Origin of the sequence: Streptomyces sp. NPDC053367 (assembly GCF_044545925.1) — a bacterium.
In the GTDB taxonomy this organism is placed as follows: domain Bacteria; phylum Actinomycetota; class Actinomycetes; order Streptomycetales; family Streptomycetaceae; genus Streptomyces.
The window spans coordinates 105,587-127,874 of record NZ_JBITYN010000008.1; the positions used below are offsets into that span (position 1 = coordinate 105,587).

The 22,288-nt window shown below is 71.2% G+C and carries 19 protein-coding genes; 3 read left to right on the forward strand and 16 right to left on the reverse strand.

All coding sequences use genetic code 11. The features are described from left to right. Positions 1-43: 43 nt before the first annotated feature. The 6 genes from carB to pyrR all read right to left on the reverse strand — a co-directional run bounded on the left by carB (position 44) and on the right by pyrR (position 8,013). A complete protein-coding gene (gene carB, locus ACIGXJ_RS22840) occupies positions 44-3,352 on the reverse strand; it encodes a carbamoyl-phosphate synthase large subunit (protein ID WP_399648333.1) in 3,309 nt (1,102 codons plus the stop codon). Beyond that, positions 3,345-4,487, reverse strand: a complete 1,143-nt coding sequence (gene carA / locus ACIGXJ_RS22845; RefSeq protein WP_399648335.1) for a glutamine-hydrolyzing carbamoyl-phosphate synthase small subunit — start codon at positions 4,485-4,487, stop codon at positions 3,345-3,347. The genes carB and carA overlap by 8 nt, the downstream gene beginning before the upstream one ends. Then, a complete protein-coding gene (locus ACIGXJ_RS22850; protein WP_399648338.1) occupies positions 4,484-5,053 on the reverse strand; it encodes a hypothetical protein in 570 nt (189 codons plus the stop codon). Before ACIGXJ_RS22850 ends, carA begins: the two co-directional genes overlap by 4 nt. Further along, positions 5,050-6,336 carry a dihydroorotase gene (locus ACIGXJ_RS22855; RefSeq protein ID WP_399648340.1) on the reverse strand — a complete coding sequence of 429 codons (1,287 nt, stop codon included), beginning with the start codon at positions 6,334-6,336 and terminating at the stop codon, positions 5,050-5,052. Before ACIGXJ_RS22855 ends, ACIGXJ_RS22850 begins: the two co-directional genes overlap by 4 nt. Before the next feature lie 3 nt (positions 6,337-6,339). Beyond that, positions 6,340-7,320 carry an aspartate carbamoyltransferase catalytic subunit gene (locus ACIGXJ_RS22860; protein ID WP_399648343.1) on the reverse strand — a complete coding sequence of 327 codons (981 nt, stop codon included), beginning with the start codon at positions 7,318-7,320 and terminating at the stop codon, positions 6,340-6,342. Between the two features lie 120 nt (positions 7,321-7,440). Next, positions 7,441-8,013, reverse strand: a complete 573-nt coding sequence (gene pyrR, locus ACIGXJ_RS22865) for a bifunctional pyr operon transcriptional regulator/uracil phosphoribosyltransferase PyrR (protein ID WP_399648345.1) — start codon at positions 8,011-8,013, stop codon at positions 7,441-7,443. Positions 8,014-8,266: 253 nt separating this feature from the next. On the opposite strand from pyrR, the gene bldD reads away from it, so the two are divergent. The 3 genes from bldD (at position 8,267) to ACIGXJ_RS22880 (ending at position 12,802) form a co-directional block, all read left to right on the forward strand. Continuing rightward, complete coding sequence (gene bldD / locus ACIGXJ_RS22870) at positions 8,267-8,767, forward strand: transcriptional regulator BldD (protein WP_129796818.1); 501 nt, start codon at positions 8,267-8,269, stop codon at positions 8,765-8,767. Between the two features lie 181 nt (positions 8,768-8,948). Next, positions 8,949-12,062 carry a CHAT domain-containing protein gene (locus ACIGXJ_RS22875; protein WP_399648349.1) on the forward strand — a complete coding sequence of 1,038 codons (3,114 nt, stop codon included), beginning with the start codon at positions 8,949-8,951 and terminating at the stop codon, positions 12,060-12,062. Between the two features lie 20 nt (positions 12,063-12,082). After that, complete coding sequence (locus ACIGXJ_RS22880) at positions 12,083-12,802, forward strand: hypothetical protein (RefSeq protein ID WP_399648352.1); 720 nt, start codon at positions 12,083-12,085, stop codon at positions 12,800-12,802. Between the two features lie 70 nt (positions 12,803-12,872). Here ACIGXJ_RS22880 and nusB read toward each other — a convergent pair whose 3' ends face one another. From nusB to mltG, 10 genes are all read right to left on the reverse strand, one after another. After that, positions 12,873-13,307, reverse strand: coding sequence for a transcription antitermination factor NusB (gene nusB / locus ACIGXJ_RS22885; RefSeq protein ID WP_399648354.1), 435 nt, complete (start codon positions 13,305-13,307; stop codon positions 12,873-12,875). 2 nt (positions 13,308-13,309) lie between these two features. Continuing rightward, positions 13,310-13,876, reverse strand: coding sequence for an elongation factor P (efp, locus tag ACIGXJ_RS22890; protein WP_030620252.1), 567 nt, complete (start codon positions 13,874-13,876; stop codon positions 13,310-13,312). 47 nt (positions 13,877-13,923) lie between these two features. Then, positions 13,924-15,030: an aminopeptidase P family protein gene (locus tag ACIGXJ_RS22895; protein ID WP_399648357.1), complete on the reverse strand. Its 1,107-nt coding sequence runs from the start codon at positions 15,028-15,030 to the stop codon at positions 13,924-13,926. Between the two features lie 115 nt (positions 15,031-15,145). After that, entirely contained in the window at positions 15,146-15,946 is an 801-nt protein-coding gene (locus ACIGXJ_RS22900; RefSeq protein ID WP_399648359.1) for a Pro-rich N-terminal domain-containing protein, read from the reverse strand. A 152-nt stretch (positions 15,947-16,098) separates the two neighbouring features. Next, positions 16,099-17,181: a 3-dehydroquinate synthase gene (gene aroB / locus ACIGXJ_RS22905; protein ID WP_399648361.1), complete on the reverse strand. Its 1,083-nt coding sequence runs from the start codon at positions 17,179-17,181 to the stop codon at positions 16,099-16,101. Further along, complete coding sequence (locus ACIGXJ_RS22910; protein ID WP_399648363.1) at positions 17,178-17,693, reverse strand: shikimate kinase; 516 nt, start codon at positions 17,691-17,693, stop codon at positions 17,178-17,180. The genes aroB and ACIGXJ_RS22910 overlap by 4 nt, the downstream gene beginning before the upstream one ends. Then, the gene (gene aroC / locus ACIGXJ_RS22915; RefSeq protein ID WP_399648366.1) at positions 17,690-18,874 is read right to left on the reverse strand and encodes a chorismate synthase; all 1,185 of its coding nucleotides are present in this window, start codon (positions 18,872-18,874) and stop codon (positions 17,690-17,692) included. Before aroC ends, ACIGXJ_RS22910 begins: the two co-directional genes overlap by 4 nt. Before the next feature lie 181 nt (positions 18,875-19,055). Then, on the reverse strand, positions 19,056-19,394 hold the full coding sequence (locus tag ACIGXJ_RS22920) for a hypothetical protein (RefSeq protein ID WP_399648369.1): 339 nt from the start codon (positions 19,392-19,394) through the stop codon (positions 19,056-19,058). A 262-nt stretch (positions 19,395-19,656) separates the two neighbouring features. Further along, positions 19,657-20,496, reverse strand: coding sequence for a shikimate dehydrogenase (locus tag ACIGXJ_RS22925; protein ID WP_399648372.1), 840 nt, complete (start codon positions 20,494-20,496; stop codon positions 19,657-19,659). Then, complete coding sequence (gene mltG, locus ACIGXJ_RS22930; RefSeq protein WP_399648376.1) at positions 20,477-22,255, reverse strand: endolytic transglycosylase MltG; 1,779 nt, start codon at positions 22,253-22,255, stop codon at positions 20,477-20,479. The genes ACIGXJ_RS22925 and mltG overlap by 20 nt, the downstream gene beginning before the upstream one ends. Positions 22,256-22,288: the final 33 nt, after the last annotated feature.

A 22,288-nucleotide genomic window follows, 5' to 3' on the forward strand; every position in this document is an offset into this window, starting at 1 on the left:
ATGAAGAGGGGGACACCGTTTCCGGTGTCCCCCTCGTGGGCTGCTAGTCGCGGGCCGCGGTCAGGTGTTCGGCGTGTTCCTGGAGCGATCGGACGCCCACGTCTCCGTGGTTGAGGGCGTCGATGCCCTGGACGGCCGCGGCGAGCGCCTGGACCGTCGTCAGGCACGGGACCGACCGCGCCACGGCCGCCGTACGGATCTCGTAGCCGTCGAGGCGGCCGCCGGTGCCGTAGGGGGTGTTGACGATGAGGTCGACCTCGCCGTCGTGGATGAGCTGGACGATGGTCTTCTCGCCGTTCGGGCCGGTGCCCTCGGACTGCTTGCGCACGACCGTGGCGTTGATGCCGTTGCGCTTGAGGACCTCGGCGGTGCCGGAGGTGGCCAGCAGCTCGAAGCCGTGGGCGACCAGCTCGCGCGCCGGGAAGATCATCGAGCGCTTGTCGCGGTTGGCGACGGAGATGAACGCGCGGCCCTTGGTGGGCAGCGGGCCGTAGGCGCCGGCCTGCGACTTGGCGTACGCCGTGCCGAAGACCGAGTCGATGCCCATGACCTCGCCGGTGGAGCGCATCTCCGGGCCGAGGACGGTGTCCACGCCGCGGCCGTGGATGTCGCGGAAGCGCGACCACGGCATGACGGCCTCCTTGACGGAGATCGGCGCGTCCAGCGGCAGCTCGCCGCCGTCGCCGTTCGCCGGGAGCAGGCCCTCCTCGCGCAGCTCGGCGATGGTCGCGCCCAGCGAGATCCGGGCGGCGGCCTTCGCGAGCGGCACCGCGGTCGCCTTGGAGGTGAAGGGGACCGTGCGGGAGGCGCGCGGGTTGGCCTCCAGGACGTAGAGGATGTCGCCGGCCATGGCGAACTGGATGTTGATCAGGCCACGCACGCCGACGCCCTTGGCGATGGCCTCGGTGGAGGCGCGCAGCCGCTTGATGTCGAAGCCGCCGAGGGTGATCGGGGGCAGGGCGCACGCCGAGTCGCCGGAGTGGATGCCGGCCTCCTCGATGTGCTCCATGACGCCGCCGAGGTAGAGCTCCTGGCCGTCGTAGAGCGCGTCGACGTCGATCTCGATCGCGTCGTCGAGGAAGCGGTCGACGAGCACCGGCCGGGTGGGGCTGATCTCGGTCGACTCGGCGATGTACGCCTCCAGGCGCGTCTCGTCGTAGACGATCTCCATGCCGCGGCCGCCCAGCACGTACGACGGGCGCACCAGGACCGGGTAGCCGATCTCGTCGGCGATGGCCTTGGCCTCGGCGAAGGTGGTGGCGGTGCCGTGCTTGGGGGCGGGCAGGCCCGCCTCGGCGAGCACGCGGCCGAAGGCGCCGCGGTCCTCGGCGGCGTGGATGGCCTCCGGGGAGGTGCCGACGATCGGCACGCCGTTGTCCTTCAGCGCCTGCGACAGGCCCAGCGGGGTCTGGCCGCCGAGCTGGACGACGACGCCCGCGACCGGGCCGGCCTGCTGCTCGGCGTGGACGATCTCCAGCACGTCCTCGAGCGTCAGCGGCTCGAAGTACAGGCGGTCGGAGGTGTCGTAGTCCGTGGAGACGGTCTCCGGGTTGCAGTTGACCATCACGGTCTCGTACCCGGCGTCGGACAGCGCGAAGGAGGCGTGGACGCAGGAGTAGTCGAACTCGATGCCCTGGCCGATGCGGTTCGGGCCGGAGCCCAGGATGATGACGGCCGGCTTCTCGCGGGGCGCGACCTCGGTCTCCTCGTCGTAGGAGGAGTAGAAGTACGGCGTCTTCGCGGCGAACTCGGCGGCGCAGGTGTCGACCGTCTTGTAGACCGGGCGGACGCCGAGCGCGTGCCGGACCTCGCGGACGACGTCCTCGCGCAGGCCGCGGATCTCGGCGATCTGCTGGTCGGAGAAGCCGTGCCGCTTGGCCTCGGCGAGCAGCTCGCGGGTCAGCTCGGGCGCCTCGGCCAGCTCGTCCGCGACCTCCTTGATGAGGAAGAGCTGGTCGACGAACCAGGGGTCGATCTTCGTGTACTCGAAGATCTCCTCCGGGGTGGCGCCGGCGCGGATGGCCTGCATGACGGTGTTGATCCGGCCGTCGGTGGGCCGGACCGACTCGCGCAGCAGCGTCTCCTTGTCGCCGGTCTCGCCGACGAAGGTGAACTGGCTGCCCTTCTTCTCCAGCGAGCGCAGCGCCTTCTGGAAGGCCTCGGTGAAGTTGCGGCCGATGGCCATGGCCTCGCCGACCGACTTCATGGTGGTGGTGAGGGTGGAGTCGGCCTGCGGGAACTTCTCGAACGCGAAGCGCGGCGCCTTGACGACGACGTAGTCGAGCGTGGGCTCGAAGGAGGCCGGGGTCTCCTGGGTGATGTCGTTCGGGATCTCGTCGAGGGTGTAGCCGACGGCCAGCTTGGCGGCGATCTTGGCGATCGGGAAGCCGGTCGCCTTGGAGGCGAGCGCCGAGGAGCGGGAGACCCGCGGGTTCATCTCGATGACGATGACACGGCCGTCGACCGGGTTCACCGCGAACTGGATGTTGCAGCCGCCGGTGTCGACGCCGACCTCGCGGATGATCGCGATGCCGACGTCGCGCAGGATCTGGTACTCGCGGTCGGTCAGCGTCATCGCGGGCGCCACGGTGATCGAGTCACCGGTGTGCACGCCCATCGGGTCGAAGTTCTCGATGGAGCAGACGACCACGACGTTGTCGTGCTTGTCGCGCATCAGCTCCAGCTCGTACTCCTTCCAGCCGAGGATGGACTCCTCCAGGAGCACCTCGGTGGTCGGGGAGAGCGTGAGGCCCTGGCCGGCGATGCGGCGCAGCTCCTCCTCGTCGTGCGCGAAGCCGGAGCCGGCGCCGCCCATGGTGAAGGAGGGGCGCACGACGACGGGGTAGCCGCCGAGCGTCTCGACGCCCTGGAGGACGTCGTCCATGGAGTGGCAGATGACCGAGCGGGCGGACTCGCCGTGGCCGATCTTCTTGCGGACCTCCTCGACGACGTCCTTGAACAGGTCGCGGTCCTCGCCCTTGTGGATGGCCTCGACGTTGGCGCCGATCAGCTCGACGCCGTACTTCTCCAGCACACCCTGCTCGTGCATGGAGATCGCGGTGTTCAGGGCCGTCTGGCCGCCCAGGGTGGGCAGGAGCGCGTCGGGGCGCTCCTTGGCGATGATCTTCTCGACGAACTCCGGGGTGATCGGCTCGACGTAGGTCGCGTCGGCGATCTCCGGGTCGGTCATGATCGTCGCCGGGTTGGAGTTCACGAGGATGACCCGCAGGCCCTCGGACTTCAGGACCCGGCACGCCTGGGTGCCGGAGTAGTCGAACTCGGCGGCCTGGCCGATGACGATCGGGCCGGAGCCGATGACCAGGACGGACTGGATATCGGTGCGCTTAGGCACGCTGGCCCTCCATGAGCTTCACGAAGCGGTCGAACAGGTAGGCGGCGTCGTGGGGACCGGCGGCCGCTTCGGGGTGGTACTGGACGCTGAAAGCAGGCTTGTCGAGGAGCCGGAGGCCCTCCACCACGTTGTCGTTCAGGCAGACGTGGGAGACCTCGACTCGGCCGAAGGGGGTGTCGGTCGCCTTGTCGAGCGGAGCGTCGACGGCGAAGCCGTGGTTGTGCGCGGTGACCTCGACCTTGCCGGTCGTACGGTCCTGCACCGGCTGGTTGATGCCGCGGTGGCCGTACTTGAGCTTGTAGGTGCCGAAGCCGAGCGCGCGGCCGAGGATCTGGTTGCCGAAGCAGATGCCGAACAGCGGGGTGCCCCGCTCCAGGACGGCCTGCATCACGGAGACCGGGTGGTCGGCGGTGGCCGGGTCACCGGGGCCGTTGGAGAAGAACACGCCGTCGGGGTTCACGGCGTAGACGTCCTCGGCGGTCGCGGTGGCGGGCAGGACGTGCACCTCGATGCCGCGCTCGGCCATGCGGTGCGGGGTCATGCCCTTGATGCCGAGGTCGACGGCGGCGACGGTGAACTTCTTCTCGCCGATCGCGGGGACGACGTACGCCTCCTTGGTGGCGACCTCCGCCGACAGGTCCGCGCCCTCCATCTCGGGGGCCTGGCGGACCTCGGCGAGCATGGTGCCCTCGTCCGGCAGGGCGTTGCCGGAGAAGATGCCGACGCGCATCGCGCCGCGCTCGCGCAGGTGGCGGGTCAGGGCGCGGGTGTCGATGCCGGAGATGCCGACGACACCCTGCTCGCGCAGCTCCTCGTCCAGCGAGCGCCGCGAGCGCCAGTTGGACGGCACGCGCGCGGGGTCGCGCACGACGTAGCCGGCGACCCAGATCCGCTGGGACTCGGGGTCCTCGTCGTTGACGCCGGTGTTGCCGACGTGCGGGGCCGTCATCACGACGACCTGACGGTGGTAGGAGGGGTCGGTGAGGGTCTCCTGGTAGCCGGTCATGCCGGTGGAGAACACGGCCTCGCCGAAGGTCGCCCCCACGGCCCCGTAGGCGCGGCCGCGGAAGATCCGGCCGTCCTCCAGGACGAGTACGGCGGGAACCTTTCCGGTTCCCCTGGTGGAGGTCGTCATCGTTCGGCGCCTTCCGTGCTGTTGGATTCGATCATGGAGTTGAGGGTGGCGACCCATTCGTTGTGCTCGGCCGCGTGGTCGGAGCGGAAGCCGGAGTCGATCAGCTTCTCCCCGTGCGCCCAGGTCACCACGAGCAGTCCGCCCTCGGTGAGGACCTTGCCGGCGATGCCCTTGTCGAGGCGGGCCTCGCGCAGCGCCTCACGGGGGACGAAGAAGTCCGTCGCGCCCGGTCGTACGACGTCCAGTCCCGCGTCGGTCAGGGTGAGCTCGGCCCGGCTGCGGGTGCCCAGGCCGTGCGCCACGATGCGGTCGAGCCACTGGCCGGCGGTGGTGGAGCCGTGGTAGCGGCCGCTCAGCTTCAGTTTCACCGGGCCGGTCGACTCCGGCGCGCTGGGCAGCTCCGGCAGGTCGCTCTGGAGCGTGCCGCGCCACTTCCAGCCCTCGCGCATCAGCCAGTAGACGAGCGCGACGAACAGCGCGAGCCCGATCACCCAGCCGAGCCGTGCGGCCCAGTCGGTGACCTCGGCCGATCTCTTCTCGGCGGCCAGCAGGATTACAGGTGTCACGTGAGCTTCCCGTCGACGAGGGTGGCCTTGCCCCGCAGCCATGTGTGGGTGACACGGCCCGGCAGCTCACGCCCCTCGTACGGAGTGTTGCGGCTGCGCGAGGCGAAGCCCGCGGGGTCCACCTGGCCACGGTATTCCGTGTCGACGAGCGTGAGGTTGGCGGGCTCACCAGCCGAGACGGGGCGGCCGTGGCCCTTGGCCTGCCCGATCTCGGCCGGCTTGAAGGACATGCGCGCGGCGACCCCGGCCCAGTCCAGCAGGCCCGTCTCCACCATCGTCTCCTGGACCACCGACAGCGCGGTCTCCAGGCCGACCATGCCCATGGCGGCTGCGGCCCACTCGCAGTCCTTGTCCTCGTGCGGGTGCGGGGCGTGGTCGGTGGCGACGATGTCGATCGTGCCGTCGGCGAGCGCCTCGCGCAGGGCCAGCACGTCACGCTCGGTGCGCAGCGGCGGGTTGACCTTGTAGACGGGGTTGTAGCTGCGCACCAGCTCGTCGGTGAGGAGCAGGTGGTGCGGGGTGACCTCGGCGGTGACGTCGATGCCGCGGGACTTGGCCCAGCGGACGATCTCGACGGAGCCGGCGGTCGACAGGTGGCAGATGTGCACGCGCGAGCCGACGTGCTCGGCGAGGAGCACGTCCCGGGCGATGATCGACTCCTCGGCGACGGCCGGCCAGCCGCCCAGGCCCAGCTCGGCGGAGACGATGCCCTCGTTCATCTGGGCGCCCTCGGTCAGGCGCGGCTCCTGGGCGTGCTGGGCGACGACGCCGCCGAAGGCCTTCACGTACTCCAGCGCGCGGCGCATGATCACGGCGTCGTCGACGCACTTGCCGTCGTCGGAGAAGACGGTGACGCCCGCGGCCGACTCGTGCATGGCGCCCAGCTCGGCGAGCTTCTTGCCCTCCAGGCCCACGGTGACCGCGCCGATCGGCTGCACGTCGCAGTAGCCGGACTCCTGGCCGAGCCGCCAGACCTGCTCGACCACACCGGCCGTGTCGGCGACGGGGAAGGTGTTGGCCATGGCGAACACGGCGGTGTAGCCGCCGGAGGCGGCCGCGCGGGTGCCGGTCAGCACCGTCTCGGAGTCCTCGCGGCCCGGCTCGCGCAGATGGGTGTGCAGGTCGACCAGGCCCGGCAGCAGCACCTTGCCGGCCGCCTCGACGACCTCCGCACCCTCGGCGGACAGGTTCCGGCCCACCTCGGCGATGACCTCGCCGTCGATCAGGACGTCCTGCGGGTCGCCGCCCAGCACCTTCGCACCACGGATCAGGATCTTGCTCATGTCTTACTTCTCCTCAGTGGTGCGGGCGTGGGCGACGGCGGGCTCGTTGCCGCCGAGCAGCAGGTAGAGGACGGCCATCCGGATGGACACGCCGTTGGCGACCTGCTCGACGACGGTGCAGCGGTCGGAGTCGGCGACCTCGGCGGTGATCTCCATGCCGCGGACCATCGGGCCGGGGTGCATCACGATGGCGTGCTCGGGCAGCCGCGCCATGCGGTCGCCGTCGAGGCCGTAGCGGCGGGAGTACTCGCGCTCGGTCGGGAAGAAGGCGGCGTTCATCCGCTCGCGCTGCACGCGCAGCATCATCACCGCGTCGGACTTGGGCAGCGTGCTGTCGAGGTCGTACGACACCTCGCAGGGCCAGGTCTCGACGCCGACCGGCACCAGGGTGGGCGGGGCGACCAGGGTGACCTCGGCGCCCAGGGTGTGCAGCAGGTCGACGTTGGAGCGGGCGACCCGGCTGTGCAGGACGTCACCGACGATGGTGATGCGCCGGCCGGACAGGTCCTGGCCGAGGCCGGCGTCCCGGCCGACCAGGCGGCGGCGCATGGTGAAGGCGTCCAGCAGGGCCTGGGTGGGGTGCTGGTGGGTGCCGTCGCCGGCGTTGATGACGTGGGCGTCGATCCAGCCGGAGGTCGCCAGGCGGTACGGCGCTCCGGAGGCGCCGTGCCGGATGACGACGGCGTCCACGCCCATGGCCTCCAGGGTCTGGGCGGTGTCCTTCAGGGACTCGCCCTTGGAGACGCTCGACCCCTTGGCGGTGAAGTTGATGACGTCCGCCGACAGCCGCTTCTCGGCGGCCTCGAAGGAGATACGCGTGCGCGTGGAGTCCTCGAAGAAGAGGTTCACGACGGTCCGGCCGCGCAGGGTCGGCAGCTTCTTGATCGGCCGGTCGGCGACCCGGGCCATCTCCTCGGCGGTGTCGAGGATCAGGACGGCGTCGTCGCGGGTGAGGTCGGCGGCCGAGATGAGATGACGCTGCATCTGTCAGGCTCCGTAAGGCAGTTTTCGGGATCCGGGGGTCTGGGGGATGCCCCCAGAGGGCGCAGTAGGGCGATCCGGCGCACACGCGGGCACGCCGAAGCGAGCCGTGCGCCCGACCTGCTACTGGGCGGCCGGCTTCACACCGAGCAGCACGGTGTCGCGACCGTCCTCCTCGGCGAGCTGGACCTTGACCGTCTCCCGCAGCGACGTGGGGAGGTTCTTGCCGACGTAGTCGGCGCGGATGGGCAGTTCGCGGTGGCCGCGGTCGACGAGGACCGCGAGCTGGACCGCGCGGGGGCGCCCGATGTCGTTCAGGGCATCGAGGGCGGCGCGGATGGTGCGGCCGGAGAAGAGCACGTCGTCGACGAGGACGACGAGCTTGCCGTCGATGCCGTCGCCGGGGATCTCCGTGCGGGCCAGCGCGCGCGGCGGGTGCATGCGCAGGTCGTCGCGGTACATGGTGATGTCCAGCGAGCCGACGGGGACCTTGCGCTCGGTGATCTGCTCCAGCTTGACGGCGAGCCGCTGGGCGAGGAAGACGCCACGGGTCGGGATGCCGAGGAGCACCACGTCGTCGGCGCCCTTGGCGCGCTCGACGATCTCGTGGGCGATGCGGGTCAGGACCCGCGCGATGTCAGGGCCTTCGAGAACGGGCCGGGCATCGGACGCTTGCGCGTCCTGGTTGTCGTCCATACGAAACGGACCTCCTTCTCCGCCTCACGGGACGGACCTTAAAGGACGTCGGGATTGCGCCATCCACCGTAGCAGGCCCCGGGGACACCTCTCGTCACCCCCTTGGCCCAATCGGACCCCGCCACCACGGAAGCGCCGGTGCGGACCATTCGGCTTGACGCGGCAGAGTAACGCTGCGTAACCTCACAGTGAGTTACCAGCCGCGCGGCACGGAAACCAAGCCGGCCGCGTCGACCCAGTGCCGGGGAGCTATATGTCCAGCGAATACGCCAAACAGCTCGGGGCCAAGCTCCGGGCCATCCGCACCCAGCAGGGTCTTTCCCTCCACGGTGTCGAGGAGAAGTCCCAGGGGCGCTGGAAGGCCGTCGTGGTCGGTTCGTACGAGCGCGGCGACCGTGCCGTGACCGTGCAGCGCCTCGCCGAGCTGGCGGATTTCTACGGCGTGCCGGTGCAGGAGCTGCTTCCGGGCACGACCCCCGGCGGCGCCGCCGAGCCCCCGCCGAAGCTGGTCCTGGACCTGGAGCGGCTGGCCACGGTGCCGGCCGAGAAGGCGGGCCCCCTGCAGCGCTACGCGGCGACGATCCAGTCCCAGCGCGGTGACTACAACGGCAAGGTGCTCTCGATCCGCCAGGACGACCTGCGCACCCTCGCCGTCATCTACGACCAGTCCCCGTCCGTCCTCACCGAGCAGCTGATCAGCTGGGGTGTCCTGGACGCGGACGCGCGGCGCGCGGTCTCCCACGAAGAGGGCTGAGCGACCGACCGGCTGAGCAGAAACGTCACAGCCTTCGCAGGGCGGAGCCTCACGGCTCCGCCCTTGTCGTTTCCGGGGCAGGCCGGCGTCGCCTCGATGTCCCGTTTTCGCCATCGTGCCGCCCGTCCTGTGCCACGATCCCCCGGGCTCTGCCGGTCTCGAGCGGGCAAACGGGGAGGTCATGGTGGCGCAGTACGAGGAAGCCGTGGACAGCGGAGCGATCGACGGGGTCATCGAACTCGTACGAGAGATTCACGCGGGACATCTCAGCCTGGACACGGCAGAGAGCCGCGTGCGCTCACCGCAGTGGCAGCTGACCGAGCAGGAGGCGGCCGTGCTGGTCTCGGTGGGTCTCCGCCAGGTGCACCTGGGCATCCCGGAGAGCGGCTATCTGCTGGCCCGGCTGATTCTGGCCGCGGCGGAGGAGCGGTGGGGACGCACCCACACCTCGCCCTGGTGGGGCGCGGCCGATCTGCTGGTGGAGGCCGTCCGCCTGGACCTGGTCGAGCGCCCCAGCGGCAATCGGCTGCGGCTGGCCTGCTCGATCGCCGACGAGCAGATCGCCACCCTGCGGGAGCTGGGCGAGCTGGAGGAAATGGCGGACACGATGTACGCCGCCGGCATCCTGCGGATCCATCCGCACACCGGCCGCCCGGTCACGCACGACGACCCGAGCAGCTTCCGCGAACGACAGGTCCGCGGCCTGATACGCAGTCAGTTCTACTCCGGTGAGATCACCGAGGACGAAGAGTCGCTCGACAATCTGCCGCATCCGGTGGACGCCGCCCTGGAAGCGCTGCCCTATCTGTACGGGGCGGCCGGACTGAGCCAGGGCCATCTGCGCGCCCGCTGTCTCAACGCGGTGAACGAGGCTCTCTCCCTGCTGATGCAGGAGCCAGACCCGCAGGACTGGATGCGGGACGCCTGGCTGGCGAACAGCCGGGCCGCCGCCGAGCTGCTCGACCCGGCGAAGGACCCGGTCAACTGGACGCGGCTGCGCCGCATCCTCGTGGCCCTGGACGGCCAGGCACCGCCCACGACGCTCGACGAGGCCCTGCCCATGCCGGTGTCCGAACTCGTCGAGCGCTTCGGCAAGCGCGAGGCGGGTGCGGTGACGGACCAGGTGCTGTGCCTGCTGCGGGAGACCGGCAACCGGGAGGCCCTGCGGCAGGTGGTGGCGGCCGTCCACGCCGAACTGACGCCGTTCCCCGAACGGGAACACATGCGGGAGACCTGGGAGAGCCAGGTCCATGTGCTCCCCGGCGATCCTCTCCCCTGTCCCGACGACACCCTCAGCCCGGAGGACTTCTCCGGCCTTCTGGCGGAGGTCGCCGACGACCCCGAGCGGCAGACGGCGGCCCGCCTGCACATGGCGGCCCATCTGTATCACGGCCGCGACCCCAGAGCGGCTCACCGACTGGTACGCGACGCCGACCTCTACACACGGAACCAGCCGCCCGAGGTCGGGGAGGCCGTCATCCATCTGCTGGGCAGCACGGCAGCCCGAGCCGCCGTCGCCCACCGCGAGGACAGCGCCCTCGCCGAGGCGATCAACCTGCACGCGGAGGCCGCGCGGCACTACGGCACCCTCGGACTGCGGGATCTGGCCCTGCGCGAGCTGGAACTGCTGGTGAGTTGCGCCTATGAGGGCAGCACCTCGGACGCCATCCGTGCCGCGGTGCTCCTGCGCATCGCCGTGGCCCCGTGGCTGGACACCGCTCTGTTCGAGGAATCGGCGTTCGCGCTCAACATGGCCGCCCAGCGTCTGGCCGCCGCGATGGCCGTGGGCTCGTCGTCACCGGGTGCGCTGCTGCTGCTCATGGCCGCCGCCAAGGGGCTCGACTTCTCGCGTGCCCTGACCGGCCGCGGCCCCCGGCAGCCCGCACCGGTGCTGGACGAACTGCTGCACCGCATCGATGACCTCGAACGCCGGTCGGGCGCGGCCGGAGCACCAAGGTTGCACGAGATCGGCGAAGACCTCGAAATGCTGTGCTACGCCGGATCCCGGGAGAGCGCCCACGGCGACGCCGACGCGGAACTGCTGAGCAACCTCCGACGCTCCTTCGACCGCCGGCTCTCGCGCCGTCTGTACGGGCTGGAGCGGTCCACGGAGCTCTCCCAGCATCCCACCCTGGACGACGTCACCGCGGCGCTGCCCGCCGACACGGTGCTGATCAGCCTGTTCATCGGCCTGGAAACCAGTGTCACGGCGCCGAAGGACTCGGACGGCAAGCGGTCCGCCGCACTGTATCTGGTCACCGTCACGCAGGAGGGTGTGCAGGACGTACGGGTGCGCAATTTCGACGGGGTTCCCGGCGGCGTCATCAAGATCGGCAAGGAGGGCTACCTCCACACCATGCATCCCTTCGCCTACCAGGTCGATTCCATCCGTTCCGCGGTGCGCGCGGATCCGCTGCACGGCGTGGTGACCTGGGAGGGCGAGGAGGAGTTGGATTTCGCGACGCTCTTCGGCGACGGACTCGCCGACGTGCTGGCGCGGCTGCACGGCGAGGGCAAACGGCACCTGTGCTTCTGGGGACACGGCCCGTTCCACTTCCTGCCGTTCCCGCTTCTCCAGGTGGGCGGAAAGCCTCTGGCCGACGACTGGACCGTCAGTACGGTGCCGAGCCTGGTGTGCGTCACCGAACCCGGGCAGGACGCTTCCCGCACCGGCACGGGGCTCATCTCGCTGGGCGCCGCGCTGGGCGGCACTCCGTGGCGCCTGCGACCGGAACCGGTGCTCGACGAGCACGCCGTCTCGGTGGCGCGCTCCGCGGAGGGGCAGGCCCTCGTCGGACCCGACGCGACACCGGCCTCCCTGCTCGCGCGTGCGCAGGGCGCCCGGTACGTGCACGTCGCAGCGCACGGGTCGCACAGCCCCGAGGCCTCGTGGTTCCAGTGCCTGTATCTCAACCCGCCCGCGGAAGGCGGGGACGGCCGTCTCTTCGGGCACGACGTGCTCGCCGCCGACCTACGCGGCGTCGACATGGTCACGCTCAGTGCCTGCGAGTCCGGCCTGGGCCGCTTCGACTCCGCCGACAACCTCAGAGGCCTCCCGGCCGCATTCCTGCTCGCCGGGGCACGAGCCGTGGTGGGCTGCCTGTGGCCGGTGCGGACAGAGACGGCGACCTGCTTCTTCGGCGAGCTGTACCAGCACCTCGTACTCCGGCACGACACCCTGGGCGCGTTCCGGCACGCTCAGAACGTCACGCGGGCACGGTTCCCCGAATACCGGGACTGGGGTGCCTTTGTCTATCAGGGCGGCTGGACCCGCCCCGACGAGAGGAACGTCTGATGCCCCTGACCTTGCCACCGATGACCGCGCACGAGGTCGACCTGGTGGTGCCCGCGACGCTTCAGGGCGACACCACGGAGGAGCGCGTCCGCCGTCGGCTCAACGTCACCGAGCCGTACGTCACCCGGCTGCGCCTCGACCAGCTGCCGGAACTCGGGGTGAGTCCGCTCATCCTGGCGTCCCTGTCCCCGGACGACGACTACTTCGTGCTGGCGTTCGTCTGCACGTACCGCCCGGAATCCGACGACGACAAGGCGCCGTTCGTGGAGTCGCGTATCGGGATCCGGCTCAGCGCACCGGGCAGCGACCGCGAACCGGTGGCGCTCGCGCTCTCCCCGGACACCGAGAGCGCGGCGAGCGGGCGCAGCCTGCGGTTCGCTCTGACGGTTCCGCTCGTGGTCGCGGAGCCGTCCGTCGAGTACGCGACCGACGGGTCGGCGGAGGAGCAGTACGTCGTGGCGCACGGGCGGGGCAGCAGCTTCCCGGGCTGGCTGCTGCGCGATGCACCCGGCCACCCCGTCAGCGGCGACTTCCTGCTGGCGATGGTGGTGGGCGCACCCGCCGGCGCGGCGGTGCGGGCCGAGGTGATCGTGGCGGCCTCGCTGCGCAGGATGAGACTGCTGCGCAGTCGCGCCGCGTTGCCGCCGGTCCTGCACACCATCGACCTGGCGGCCCTGGCACGACCGGCGGTGATGTCCGACTCCACCGGCGAGCTGCCGTCGGGTGCGGGCCAGGTCTGAAGCCGCGCGAGGGGAACGCCGAGGGCCCGCGGACGGATCCGCGGGCCCTGACATGGCAAGAGGGCGAGCCTCAGCCGTCGGCGCGGCGCAGCGTCGGCTTGAGCTCCTTGAGACGGCCCAGCAGGCCGTTCACGAAGGACGGCGACTCGTCCGTCGAGAACTCCTTCGCCAGCTGCACCATCTCGTCCAGGACGACGGCGTCCGGCGTCTCGTCGACCCAGATCAGCTCGTACGCGCCGAGACGAAGGATGTTGCGGTCGACGACCGGCATCCGGTCCAGCGTCCAGCCGACCGAGTACTGCGCGATCAGCTCGTCGATCCGCCTGGCGTGCTCGGCGTACCCCTCGACCAGCTGCATGGTGTACTCGCTGACGGGCGGCTGCCGGGTGTCACTGCGCGCGTGCCGGACCCAGTCCGCGAGGACCGTGACGACGTCGACGCCACGCTGGTCGCCCTCGAAGAGGATCTGGAAGGCGCGCTTGCGGGCCGTGTTGCGGGCAGCCACGGTTAGCTGTTCACCCGGCCGAGGTAGTCGCTGGTGCGGGTGTCGACCTTGATCTTCTCACCGGTGGTGATGAAGAGCGGGACCTGGATCTGGTGGCCGGTCTCCAGGATGGCGGGCTTGGTGCCACCGGTGGAGCGGTCGCCCTGGACGCCGGGCTCGGTCTCCTGGATGGTCAGCTCGACGGCGGCCGGCAGCTCGACGAAGAGCACCTCGCCCTCGTGCTGCGCGACCGTGGCCTCGAAGCCCTCGATCAGGAAGTTCGCGGCGTCGCCGACGGCCTTGCGGTCGACCATGAGCTGGTCGTAGGTGTCCATGTCCATGAAGACGAAGTACTCGCCGTCCATGTACGAGAACTGCATGGTGCGCTTGTCGACAGTGGCCGTCTCGACCTTGACGCCGGCGTTGAAGGTCTTGTCGACGACCTTGCCGGAGAGCACGTTCTTGAGCTTGGTGCGCACGAAGGCCGGGCCCTTGCCGGGCTTGACGTGCTGGAACTCGACGACGGACCAGAGCTGGCCGCCTTCGAGCTTGAGCACCATGCCGTTCTTGAGGTCGTTCGTGGAAGCCACGGTTGCGGAATCTCCTGGACTGACGTGGACGACCCCGGGGCAAGCGCCTACAGCGCGAGCAGCTCCTTGGTCGTGATGGTGAGTAGCTCGGGTCCGCCGTCCGCCTCGGGGCGTACGACGAGCGTGTCATCGATCCGGACGCCGCCCCGGCCCGGGAGGTGGACCCCGGGTTCGACGGTGACCGGCACGCAAGCGTCCAGTTTACCCATGGCCGCGGGGGTCAACTGAGGGTCCTCGTCGATTTCGAGTCCCACGCCGTGGCCGGTGAGCGGTGGGAGGCCTTCCGCGTAGCCCGCCGAGTCCAGCACCTGGCGTGCCGCACGGTCCACATCCCGGTACGCGGCGCCCGGTACGAGGCTCTCGCGTCCGGCCCGCTGGGCGGCGAAGACCAGGTCGTACAGCTCGATCTGCCAGTCGGCCGGGCTGGTGCCGATGACGAAGGTACGGCCGATCTCGCAGCGGTAGCCGCGGTAGGTGGCGCCCAGGCAGACGGAGAGGAAGTCGCCCTCCTCCACCCGGCGGTCGGTGGGGCGGTGCGCCCGTCGGCCGGCGTGGGGGCCGGTGGCCACGGAGGTGGGGAAGGCCGGGCCGTCGGCGCCGTGGTCGACGAGGCGGCGTTCCAGTTCGAGCGCCAGGTGGCGTTCGGTGCGGCCGACGAGGATCGACTCCAGCAGCTCGCCGAGCGCCTGGTCGGCGATCTCGGCGCCGATGCGGAGACAGGAGATCTCCTCCTCGTCCTTGACGACCCTCAGCTGCTCGACGGCTCCGCCGAGGTCCTCGAGCCGGAGCTGCGGGGCGACGGAGCGGAGGGCCCGGTGCCGGGCGACGGTGAGGTGGTGCTCCTCCACGGCGAGGGACTCGGCGCCCTGGGCCTTCGCCAGCTCGGCCGCCGCGACGGCCGCGTCACCGGTGCGGCTGGACAGTGTGTGCACGCGCAGCGCCTCGTCGGGGCGGCCGTCGGAGGGGCGGTCGTCCGGGGGGCCGGTGCAGACGACAAGGTCCTCGTCCTTCCCGAGGAGGAGTACGGCGCCCTGCGGGGCCGCGCCCGCCAGGTACCGCACATTGGCGGGGCGGGAGACCAGCGCCGCCGCGCTGCCGGCCGCGTTGCATCGCTCTCGTAGCCGCGTTCGGCGGGATGCGTGCACCTCTGACATGAACCGAGCGTACGAGGGGTGGCCGGATGTCGCCGGTCGGGACCGCCATACGGGGCTCCGTGGGGGCCGGCACGGCGGGCCGGCCGACACTCCACGGAAGTCGGTCAGGTGGTGGTCACCACTTGGGCGGGCTGGCGATGGACCTGGCCAGCACCTCGTCCAGGACGCGGGCCGTGCCGGGGACGTCGAGCTGGGAGTTGTCGATGATCGGCAGGCCCGAGCCGTACCAGCCGGCCATACGGCCGTGGATGCGGGCGACCTCCTCGTCCGAGAGCCGGCGATTGCCGGAGCGCTCGGCGTTGCGCTCCAGGACGATCTCGAGTCCTGGCAGGAGGACGACCGGCAGCAGGCCGGGACCCACATGCCGTTTCCAGCCGCCGAGGCCGACGACGGGCCGGTCGGGGAAGACGGCGTCGTCGAGGATGCAGGAGATGCCGTTGGCGAGGAAGTTGCGCGCGGCGAAGCCGCAGGTGCGGCGGGCGAGGCGGTACTGGGCCTCGGAGTGGTCGTTCCAGCCGGACCGGGGGTCGGCGAAGCCGGAGCGGACCCATTCGCGGACGTCGTCGAGGCTGATGTGGGCCGTGGGCACCCGGCGGTGGTCGGCCCAGTACTTGGCGACGGAGGTCTTGCCGGCACCCGCGGGGCCGATGAGCAGTACGGCCATCGTCGTGGTCAGAGGGTCCGGTGCCGAGGTCGCCGGAGGCGGCGGGGCGGGCACGGGGACCGGGCCGCCGGGCGGCAGCGCGACATGGCCCGTCGTGTCGACCGGGGCGGGCGGCATCGGCCCGGGGGGCGGGGGCGGTGGGGGGACCGGGTGGTGCCGGCCCTGCTGGTGTGCGGCCGACGCCCAGTCGGTGGTCGGTCCGTGCCCCGGCTGGTGGGGCGGCGGCAGCGGAGACCCCACTGCGTGCTGCATCCGGTGCCACTCCGTCTCGTACAGGCAATTGGCGGTTGCGGCGGGGCAGGCCCGCTCCCTACCGAACGGTACCGCCCCCGGCCGTCCTTTGGTGAACGGCCGGGGGCGGTCACAAGTGCCCGGAGGTGCAGGCGAATCGGGCGGACTCCCGCTTACTGGCCCACTTCGCCGTACGCCGCGAGCAGCACCGCGGGGTCCGGGCCCTCCAGCACGGTGGGCTTGGCCAGGCCGTCCAGCACGATGAAGCGCAGCAGGTCACCGCGGGACTTCTTGTCGACCTTCATCGTCTCCAGCAGCTTGGGCCACTGGTCGTAGCGGTAGTGCAGCGGCAGGCCGACCGACTCCAGGATGGTGCGGTGGCGGTCCGCCGTCGCGTCGTCCAGGCGGCCCGCCACGCGGCCGAGTTCGGCGGCGAAGTGCATGCCGACCGCAACCGCGGCGCCGTGGCGCCACTTGTAGCGCTCGTTCTTCTCGATGGCGTGGGCGAGCGTGTGGCCGTAGTTGAGGATCTCGCGCAGGCCCGCCTCCTTCAGGTCGGAGGAGACCACGTCTGCCTTGACCTGGATGGAGCGCCGGATCAGTTCCGCCGTGTGCGGGCCCGCCGGGGTGCGCGCGCCCTCGGGGTCGGCCTCGATCAGGTCCAGGATCACCGGGTCGGCGATGAAGCCGGCCTTGATGATCTCCGCGAGACCCGAGACGTAGTCGTTGACCGGGAGGGAGTCCAGCGCCGCCAGGTCGCACAGGACACCGGCCGGCGGGTGGAAGGCGCCGACGAGGTTCTTGCCCTCGGCCGTGTTGATGCCGGTCTTGCCGCCGACGGCCGCGTCGACCATGGCCAGGACGGTCGTGGGGATGGCGATCCAGCGCACGCCGCGCAGCCAGGTCGCGGCGACGAAGCCGGCCAGGTCCGTCGTCGCGCCGCCGCCCACGCCGACCACCACGTCGGTGCGGGTGAAGCCGGACTGGCCGAGCGCCTTCCAGCAGTAGGCGGCGACCTCGGCGGTCTTGGCCTCCTCCGCGTTCGGCACCTGGATCGCTACGGCCTCGTACCCCTGCTCGGCCAGGTCGGCGCGCAGCGCCTCGCCGGTCTCGGCCAGTGCCTCGGGGTGGACGACCGCGACCCGCCTGGCCTTGTCGCCGATCAAGCCGCCGAGCTCGCCCAGCAGTTGACGGCCCACCAGGACGTCGTAGGCGTCGGCGCCGCCCACGTGGATCCTTGTCACCGACTCGCTCATGCTTCCTTCAACTCCAAAGCGTTCAGGGCTGCTCGGGCGACCTCTTCGGGCGTACGGCCGTCCGTGGGCACCACCGCCGTGGCGACCTCCTCGTACAGGTGCCGGCGCGCCTCCATCAGCTCGCGCCACTGCTTGCGGGGGTTGACCGCGAGCAGCGGGCGGGCGACGTTCAGGCCGGTGCGCTGGACGGCCTCCTCGACGTCCATCGAGAGGTAGACGACCGGACGGCCGGCCAGCAGCGCGCGGGTGTCCGGGTCGAGGACGGCGCCCCCGCCGAGCGCGAGGACGCCCTCGTGCTCGGCGAGCGCGCGGGCCACGGCCTGCTTCTCCAGGGCCCGGAAGGCGGGCTCGCCCTCCTCGACGAAGATGTCGGAGATGGCGCGGTCCTCGGCGGCGACGATGTCGTCGTCGGTGTCCCGGTAGCCGACGCCGAGCCGGTCGGCGAGGAGCTGCCCGACGGTGGACTTGCCCACGCCCATCGGGCCGATCAGGACGACCACCGGGCCGGTCATCGGATGTGGAGGTTGTCGAGGTACGAGGTGACGTTGCGGCGGGTCTCGGCCACGCTGTCGCCGCCGAACTTCTCCGCGACGGCGTCCGCGAGGACGAGGGCGACCATCGCCTCGGCGACGATGCCCGCGGCCGGGACGGCGGAGACGTCGGAGCGCTGGTGGTGGGCCTGGGCCGGCTCGCCGGTGGTGACGTCGATCGTCTGCAGGGCACGCGGCACGGTCGCGATCGGCTTCATCGCGGCGCGCACGCGCAGCAGCTCGCCGGTGGACAGGCCGCCCTCGGTGCCGCCGGCGCGGCCGGAGACGCGCCGGATCCCCTCGGGCGTCTTGACGATCTCGTCGTGCGCCTTGGAGCCGGGCACTCGCGCCAGCTCGAAGCCGTCGCCGATCTCGACGCCCTTGATGGCCTGGATGCCCATGAGGGCGCCGGCCAGGCGGGCGTCCAGCTTGCGGTCCCAGTGCACGTGCGAGCCGAGCCCGACCGGGACGCCGTAGGCGAGGACCTCGACGACGCCGCCGAGGGTGTCGCCGTCCTTGTGGGCCTGGTCGACCTCGGCCACCATCGCCTTCGAGGTGTCGGCGTCCAGGCAGCGCAGCGGGTCGGCGTCCAGCTTCTCGACGTCGGCCGGGGTCGGGTGGACGCCCTGCGGGGCCTTCACGGAGCACAGCTCGACGACGTGGGAGACGATCTCGATGCCGGCCGTCTCCTTGAGGTAGGAGCGGGCGACCGCGCCCAGCGCGACCCGGGCCGCCGTCTCACGGGCGGAGGCGCGCTCCAGGATCGGGCGGGCCTCGTCGAAGCCGTACTTCTGCATGCCCGCGAGGTCGGCGTGGCCGGGTCGCGGGCGGGTGAGCGGCGCGTTGCGGGCGAGCTCGGCGAGCTCGGCCGGGTCGACCGGGTCGGCCGCCATGACCTTCTCCCACTTGGGCCACTCGGTGTTGCCCACCATGATCGCGACCGGGGAGCCGAGGGTGAGGCCGTGCCGGACGCCGCCGAGGAAGGTGACCTCGTCCCGCTCGAACTTCATCCGGGCACCGCGTCCATAACCGAGCCGGCGCCGGGCCAGGTGGTCCGCCACCATCTCCGTGGTGATCGGCACGCCGGCGGGAAGGCCCTCCAGCGTCGCCACGAGTGCGGGACCGTGGGACTCCCCCGCGGTCAGCCAGCGCAACCTGCTCAACGGTGCTCCTCAGTGCTCGCGCCCCGGTACTGCCCGGCGTACGCATGTGCGTACGGCGACGGCGGGACCCGGTGCGCGGCCTGGGGCCCGCCGTCTCCGATCCTCCCACGTCCGCGGGTGCCGCCCGGCCGCCGGTCCATCTGGCGGACGGTCCGTGGACGGGCGCGCGGCTCGGGTGCGGCTAGACGGTGCCGTCCTGGCGGGCCTGCTGGGGCGCGTAGGAGCCGAGGAAGTCCGCGCCGCTGCCCTGCGGCTGCGGGGTCTGCGCCTGGGGCTGGGCCTGCGGCGCGTAGGGCCCGAGGTAGTCGGCGCCGCTGCGCTGCGCGGGCACGGGGGCCGGCGTGCCGGACCGGCGGGCGCGGCGCCGGTCGATCCGGTGCTTGAGCTTGAAGCCCCACGACACGAGGACGGCCAGGATCACCAGCGCGAGTACGGTGATCTGCACCCATTCGGGCATGAACCTGAGCAGCGCCTCGAATATCTCGCTCTTCCCGGACGCCATCGGCACGGCAAAGGACATACGGCTTTTCCCCCTCCCGGTTCCGCCCCCTGCGGAACCCCGCGGATCTTAACGGTCCACGGGGTCCACCCGGCAAATTCCGGGCTGCCGCCGGCGGAGTGGGTCAGCGCGGGCGTCGACGCGGCCGCGGCGGCGAGCGATGCGGCGGCCGCGCCGATGCGGGCCGCCATTCCGGGCGTGGCGGCCGCAGAAAGAATGCGCTGCCTCGGTGGAATTCCGCTCCGCGCGCATTCGCGCAGGGAAGTTCATTCACACAAGAGAACTACCGGTGCGCAAGACTCCGCTCGCCCGCCGCCCGCATGGCGGCCAGCGGCGCCGGAGCGCGGCCGGTCATCTGCTCGACCTGGAGGACCGCCTGGTGCACCAGCAGGTCGAGGCCGCCGACCACGGCTCCGCCGTACGCGGACCAGCGGGCCGCGAGCTGGGTGGGCCACGGGTCGTAGAGCACGTCGAAGAGGGCCGCCGGGCGTTCGGGGATGTGCGGGGCCAGCGCGTCGGTGGCGCCGGCGGGGGTGGTCGCGACGACCAGCGGGGCGCGCAGGGCCCGCTCGGCGTCCGCCCAGTCGGCGATGCGCACCTCCACCTCCAGCCGCTCGGCCCACTCGCGCATCTCGGCGGCGCGGGCCTCGCTGCGGACGTAGACGGAGACCTCACCGGTGCATACGCGGGCCAGCGCGGCCAGCGCGGAGGAGGCGGTGGCACCCGCGCCGAGGATCGCGGCGCTGTCGACCTTGTCGATGCCGTGCTCGCGCAGCGCCGCCACCATCCCCGGGATGTCGGTGTTGTCGCCGACGCGGCGCCCGTCCCCGGTGAGGACCACGGTGTTGACCGCCTCGACCGAGCGTGCCGTCTCGCTGACCTCGTCGAGCAGCGGGATGACCGCCCGCTTCAGCGGCATGGTCAGCGACAGCCCCGCCCACTCGGGACCCAGCCCCGCGACGAACCCCGGGAGCGCGGCCTCGTCCACCTCGAACCGGTCGTACGACCAATGTGCCAGCCCGAGTTCCTCGTACGCGGCGCGGTGCAGCACCGGCGAGAGGGAGTGGGCGATGGGCGAGCCGAGCACGGCGGCCCGGCGGGCGTCAGTTTCCGGTGTTGGCATTGAACTTTTCCGTCAGCCTCTGGTGTTCCTTGTACGTCTTGGCGAACTCGGTGTTGTGCATGCCGTCGGTCGCCACGAAGTACATCCAGCCGTCGTGGGTGGGATTCAGCGTCGCCCGCAGGGCCGCGTCGCTCGGGCTGCCGATCGGGCCGGGCGGCAGACCCGGGTAGCGGTAGGTGTTGTACGGGTCCGGATTGGCGTTGACCTCGTCGTTCCCGATGTGGATGTTGCTCTCGTTCATCAGGTAGTTGTAGGTCGAGTCGAACTGCAGCTTCTGGTTGGTCTCGGTGTTCGTGGGCTTGAGGCGGTTGTAGACGACCTCCGCCATCTTGCGGTAGTCGTCCTCCGTCTTGCCCTCGGCCTGGACGAGGCTGGCGACCGTGATGACGTCCAGCGGGCTGTCCAGATTCAGGGCTTTCGCCTTTGTCGCGAGGTCGAGTTCGTCGTACTTCGCGGCGGCACGGCCGACCATGTCCTTCAGGACGGATTCCGGCTTCATGCCCTTTGCGGCCGGATAGGTGCCGGGGTAGAGGAATCCTTCCAGCGGGTCCTTGATGTCCTTGTCGTCGTTCGCCCAGTCCGGCATGCCGAGACTGTCGTATTTCGTCTCGGACACCTTTTTCGTGGTGCCCTCGGCCAGTCCGAGTTTCTCGTCGATCAGTTTGTAGACGGCGACATTGCGGTCACCCGGCTTGACCATCACATTGTTCTGGCTCTTGGGGTCGAGCATCATCTCGACGGCGCTCGCCGCGGACATCTGCTTCCTGAGCAGGTACGCGCCGGCCTGGATGGTGTCGCCGTCGGGGTTCTGCGACTGGGCGGAGACGAAGGCGTCCACGCTCTTGACGACCCCGGCCTCCTTCAGCCGCCGGCCGATCTCGTAGCCGAGCGCGCCCTTGGGGATCTGCACGGTGACCATCTCGCTCGTGCCGTCACCCGCGTAGTCCGGGGCCGCGCCGAAACGATCCTGGTAGAACTGGTACCCGAAGTAGCCGACACCGGCCAGACCGCCGCCGAAGACCAGGGCGACCACCAGACAGGCGCAGCCGTTGCGGCTCTTCTTGCTCTTGCCGCCCTTGCCGCCGCGGCCCCGGCGCTCGCCGCGTCCGCGCCGGTCCCCCGGCTCGTCGTCGAAGTCGCCGTAGTCGTCGTCCCGGCCGTCGCCGTCGTTCCCGCCTGCGAAGAAGTCGCTCTCGCCCTGGTCGGGTCCCGGGTCCCAGTCGGTGCGGGGCTCGGGTTCGGGGCGTCTGCGGGCGGGCGGCTCGGGCGGCGGGTAGGCGTCCGGCGTCTGGTAGAAGTCCGGCTGCCGGTCGCCGTAGGCCGCGGTCTGCTGCCCGTAGGGGTCGGCCGGGTCGCCGGGGTAGGGCATCTGCGGCCGGCCGCCCGTGGCCCAGCCGCCGTGGCCCTGCCCGTAGGACTGCTGCCCGCCGCCGGTGTCGTACGAACGGCCCCCGCCGTTCGTGTCGTACGCCTGCCCGCCGCCGTCGGTGCCGTACGACTGTCCCGCGCCGTCGGTGTCGTACGGCTGCTGCTGCCCGCCGTACTGCTGCGGGTACTGCTGCTGGTGCGTCTGGCCGTAGGCGCCCTGGCCGGTGTCCCACTGCTGGTACGGCTGCTGCGGGTAGTGCTGCTGCTGGCCGCCGTAGGCAGACTCATGGCCCGGCTGGGCGGCCTGCTGCCCTTCCCATCCGCCGTCCCCGTACAACGGGTCCTGCGGATGCCACGGTTCGGAGCCTGGGCCCCGGCCATACTCAGTCATCGATCCCCTAGAGCCGCGAGGCGGTGGGCGCGG

Excerpts from the sequence above, each read along its gene's own strand:
- ACIGXJ_RS22900 (WP_399648359.1), bottom strand. The coding sequence starts at position 15,946 with ATGCAGCACGCAGTGGGGTCTCCGCTGCCGCCGCCCCACCAGCCGGGG.
- aroB (WP_399648361.1), bottom strand. The coding sequence starts at position 17,181 with ATGAGCGAGTCGGTGACAAGGATCCACGTGGGCGGCGCCGACGCCTAC.
- ACIGXJ_RS22895 (WP_399648357.1), bottom strand. The coding sequence starts at position 15,030 with ATGTCAGAGGTGCACGCATCCCGCCGAACGCGGCTACGAGAGCGATGC.
- ACIGXJ_RS22910 (WP_399648363.1), bottom strand. The coding sequence starts at position 17,693 with ATGACCGGCCCGGTGGTCGTCCTGATCGGCCCGATGGGCGTGGGCAAG.
- mltG (WP_399648376.1), bottom strand. The coding sequence starts at position 22,255 with ATGACTGAGTATGGCCGGGGCCCAGGCTCCGAACCGTGGCATCCGCAG.
- ACIGXJ_RS22855 (WP_399648340.1), bottom strand. The coding sequence starts at position 6,336 with ATGAGCAAGATCCTGATCCGTGGTGCGAAGGTGCTGGGCGGCGACCCG.
- ACIGXJ_RS22880 (WP_399648352.1), top strand. The coding sequence starts at position 12,083 with ATGACCGCGCACGAGGTCGACCTGGTGGTGCCCGCGACGCTTCAGGGC.
- pyrR (WP_399648345.1), bottom strand. The coding sequence starts at position 8,013 with ATGGACGACAACCAGGACGCGCAAGCGTCCGATGCCCGGCCCGTTCTC.
- bldD (WP_129796818.1), top strand. The coding sequence starts at position 8,267 with ATGTCCAGCGAATACGCCAAACAGCTCGGGGCCAAGCTCCGGGCCATC.
- carA (WP_399648335.1), bottom strand. The coding sequence starts at position 4,487 with ATGACGACCTCCACCAGGGGAACCGGAAAGGTTCCCGCCGTACTCGTC.
- ACIGXJ_RS22920 (WP_399648369.1), bottom strand. The coding sequence starts at position 19,394 with ATGTCCTTTGCCGTGCCGATGGCGTCCGGGAAGAGCGAGATATTCGAG.
- ACIGXJ_RS22875 (WP_399648349.1), top strand. The coding sequence starts at position 8,949 with ATGGTGGCGCAGTACGAGGAAGCCGTGGACAGCGGAGCGATCGACGGG.
- ACIGXJ_RS22860 (WP_399648343.1), bottom strand. The coding sequence starts at position 7,320 with ATGCAGCGTCATCTCATCTCGGCCGCCGACCTCACCCGCGACGACGCC.
- ACIGXJ_RS22925 (WP_399648372.1), bottom strand. The coding sequence starts at position 20,496 with ATGCCAACACCGGAAACTGACGCCCGCCGGGCCGCCGTGCTCGGCTCG.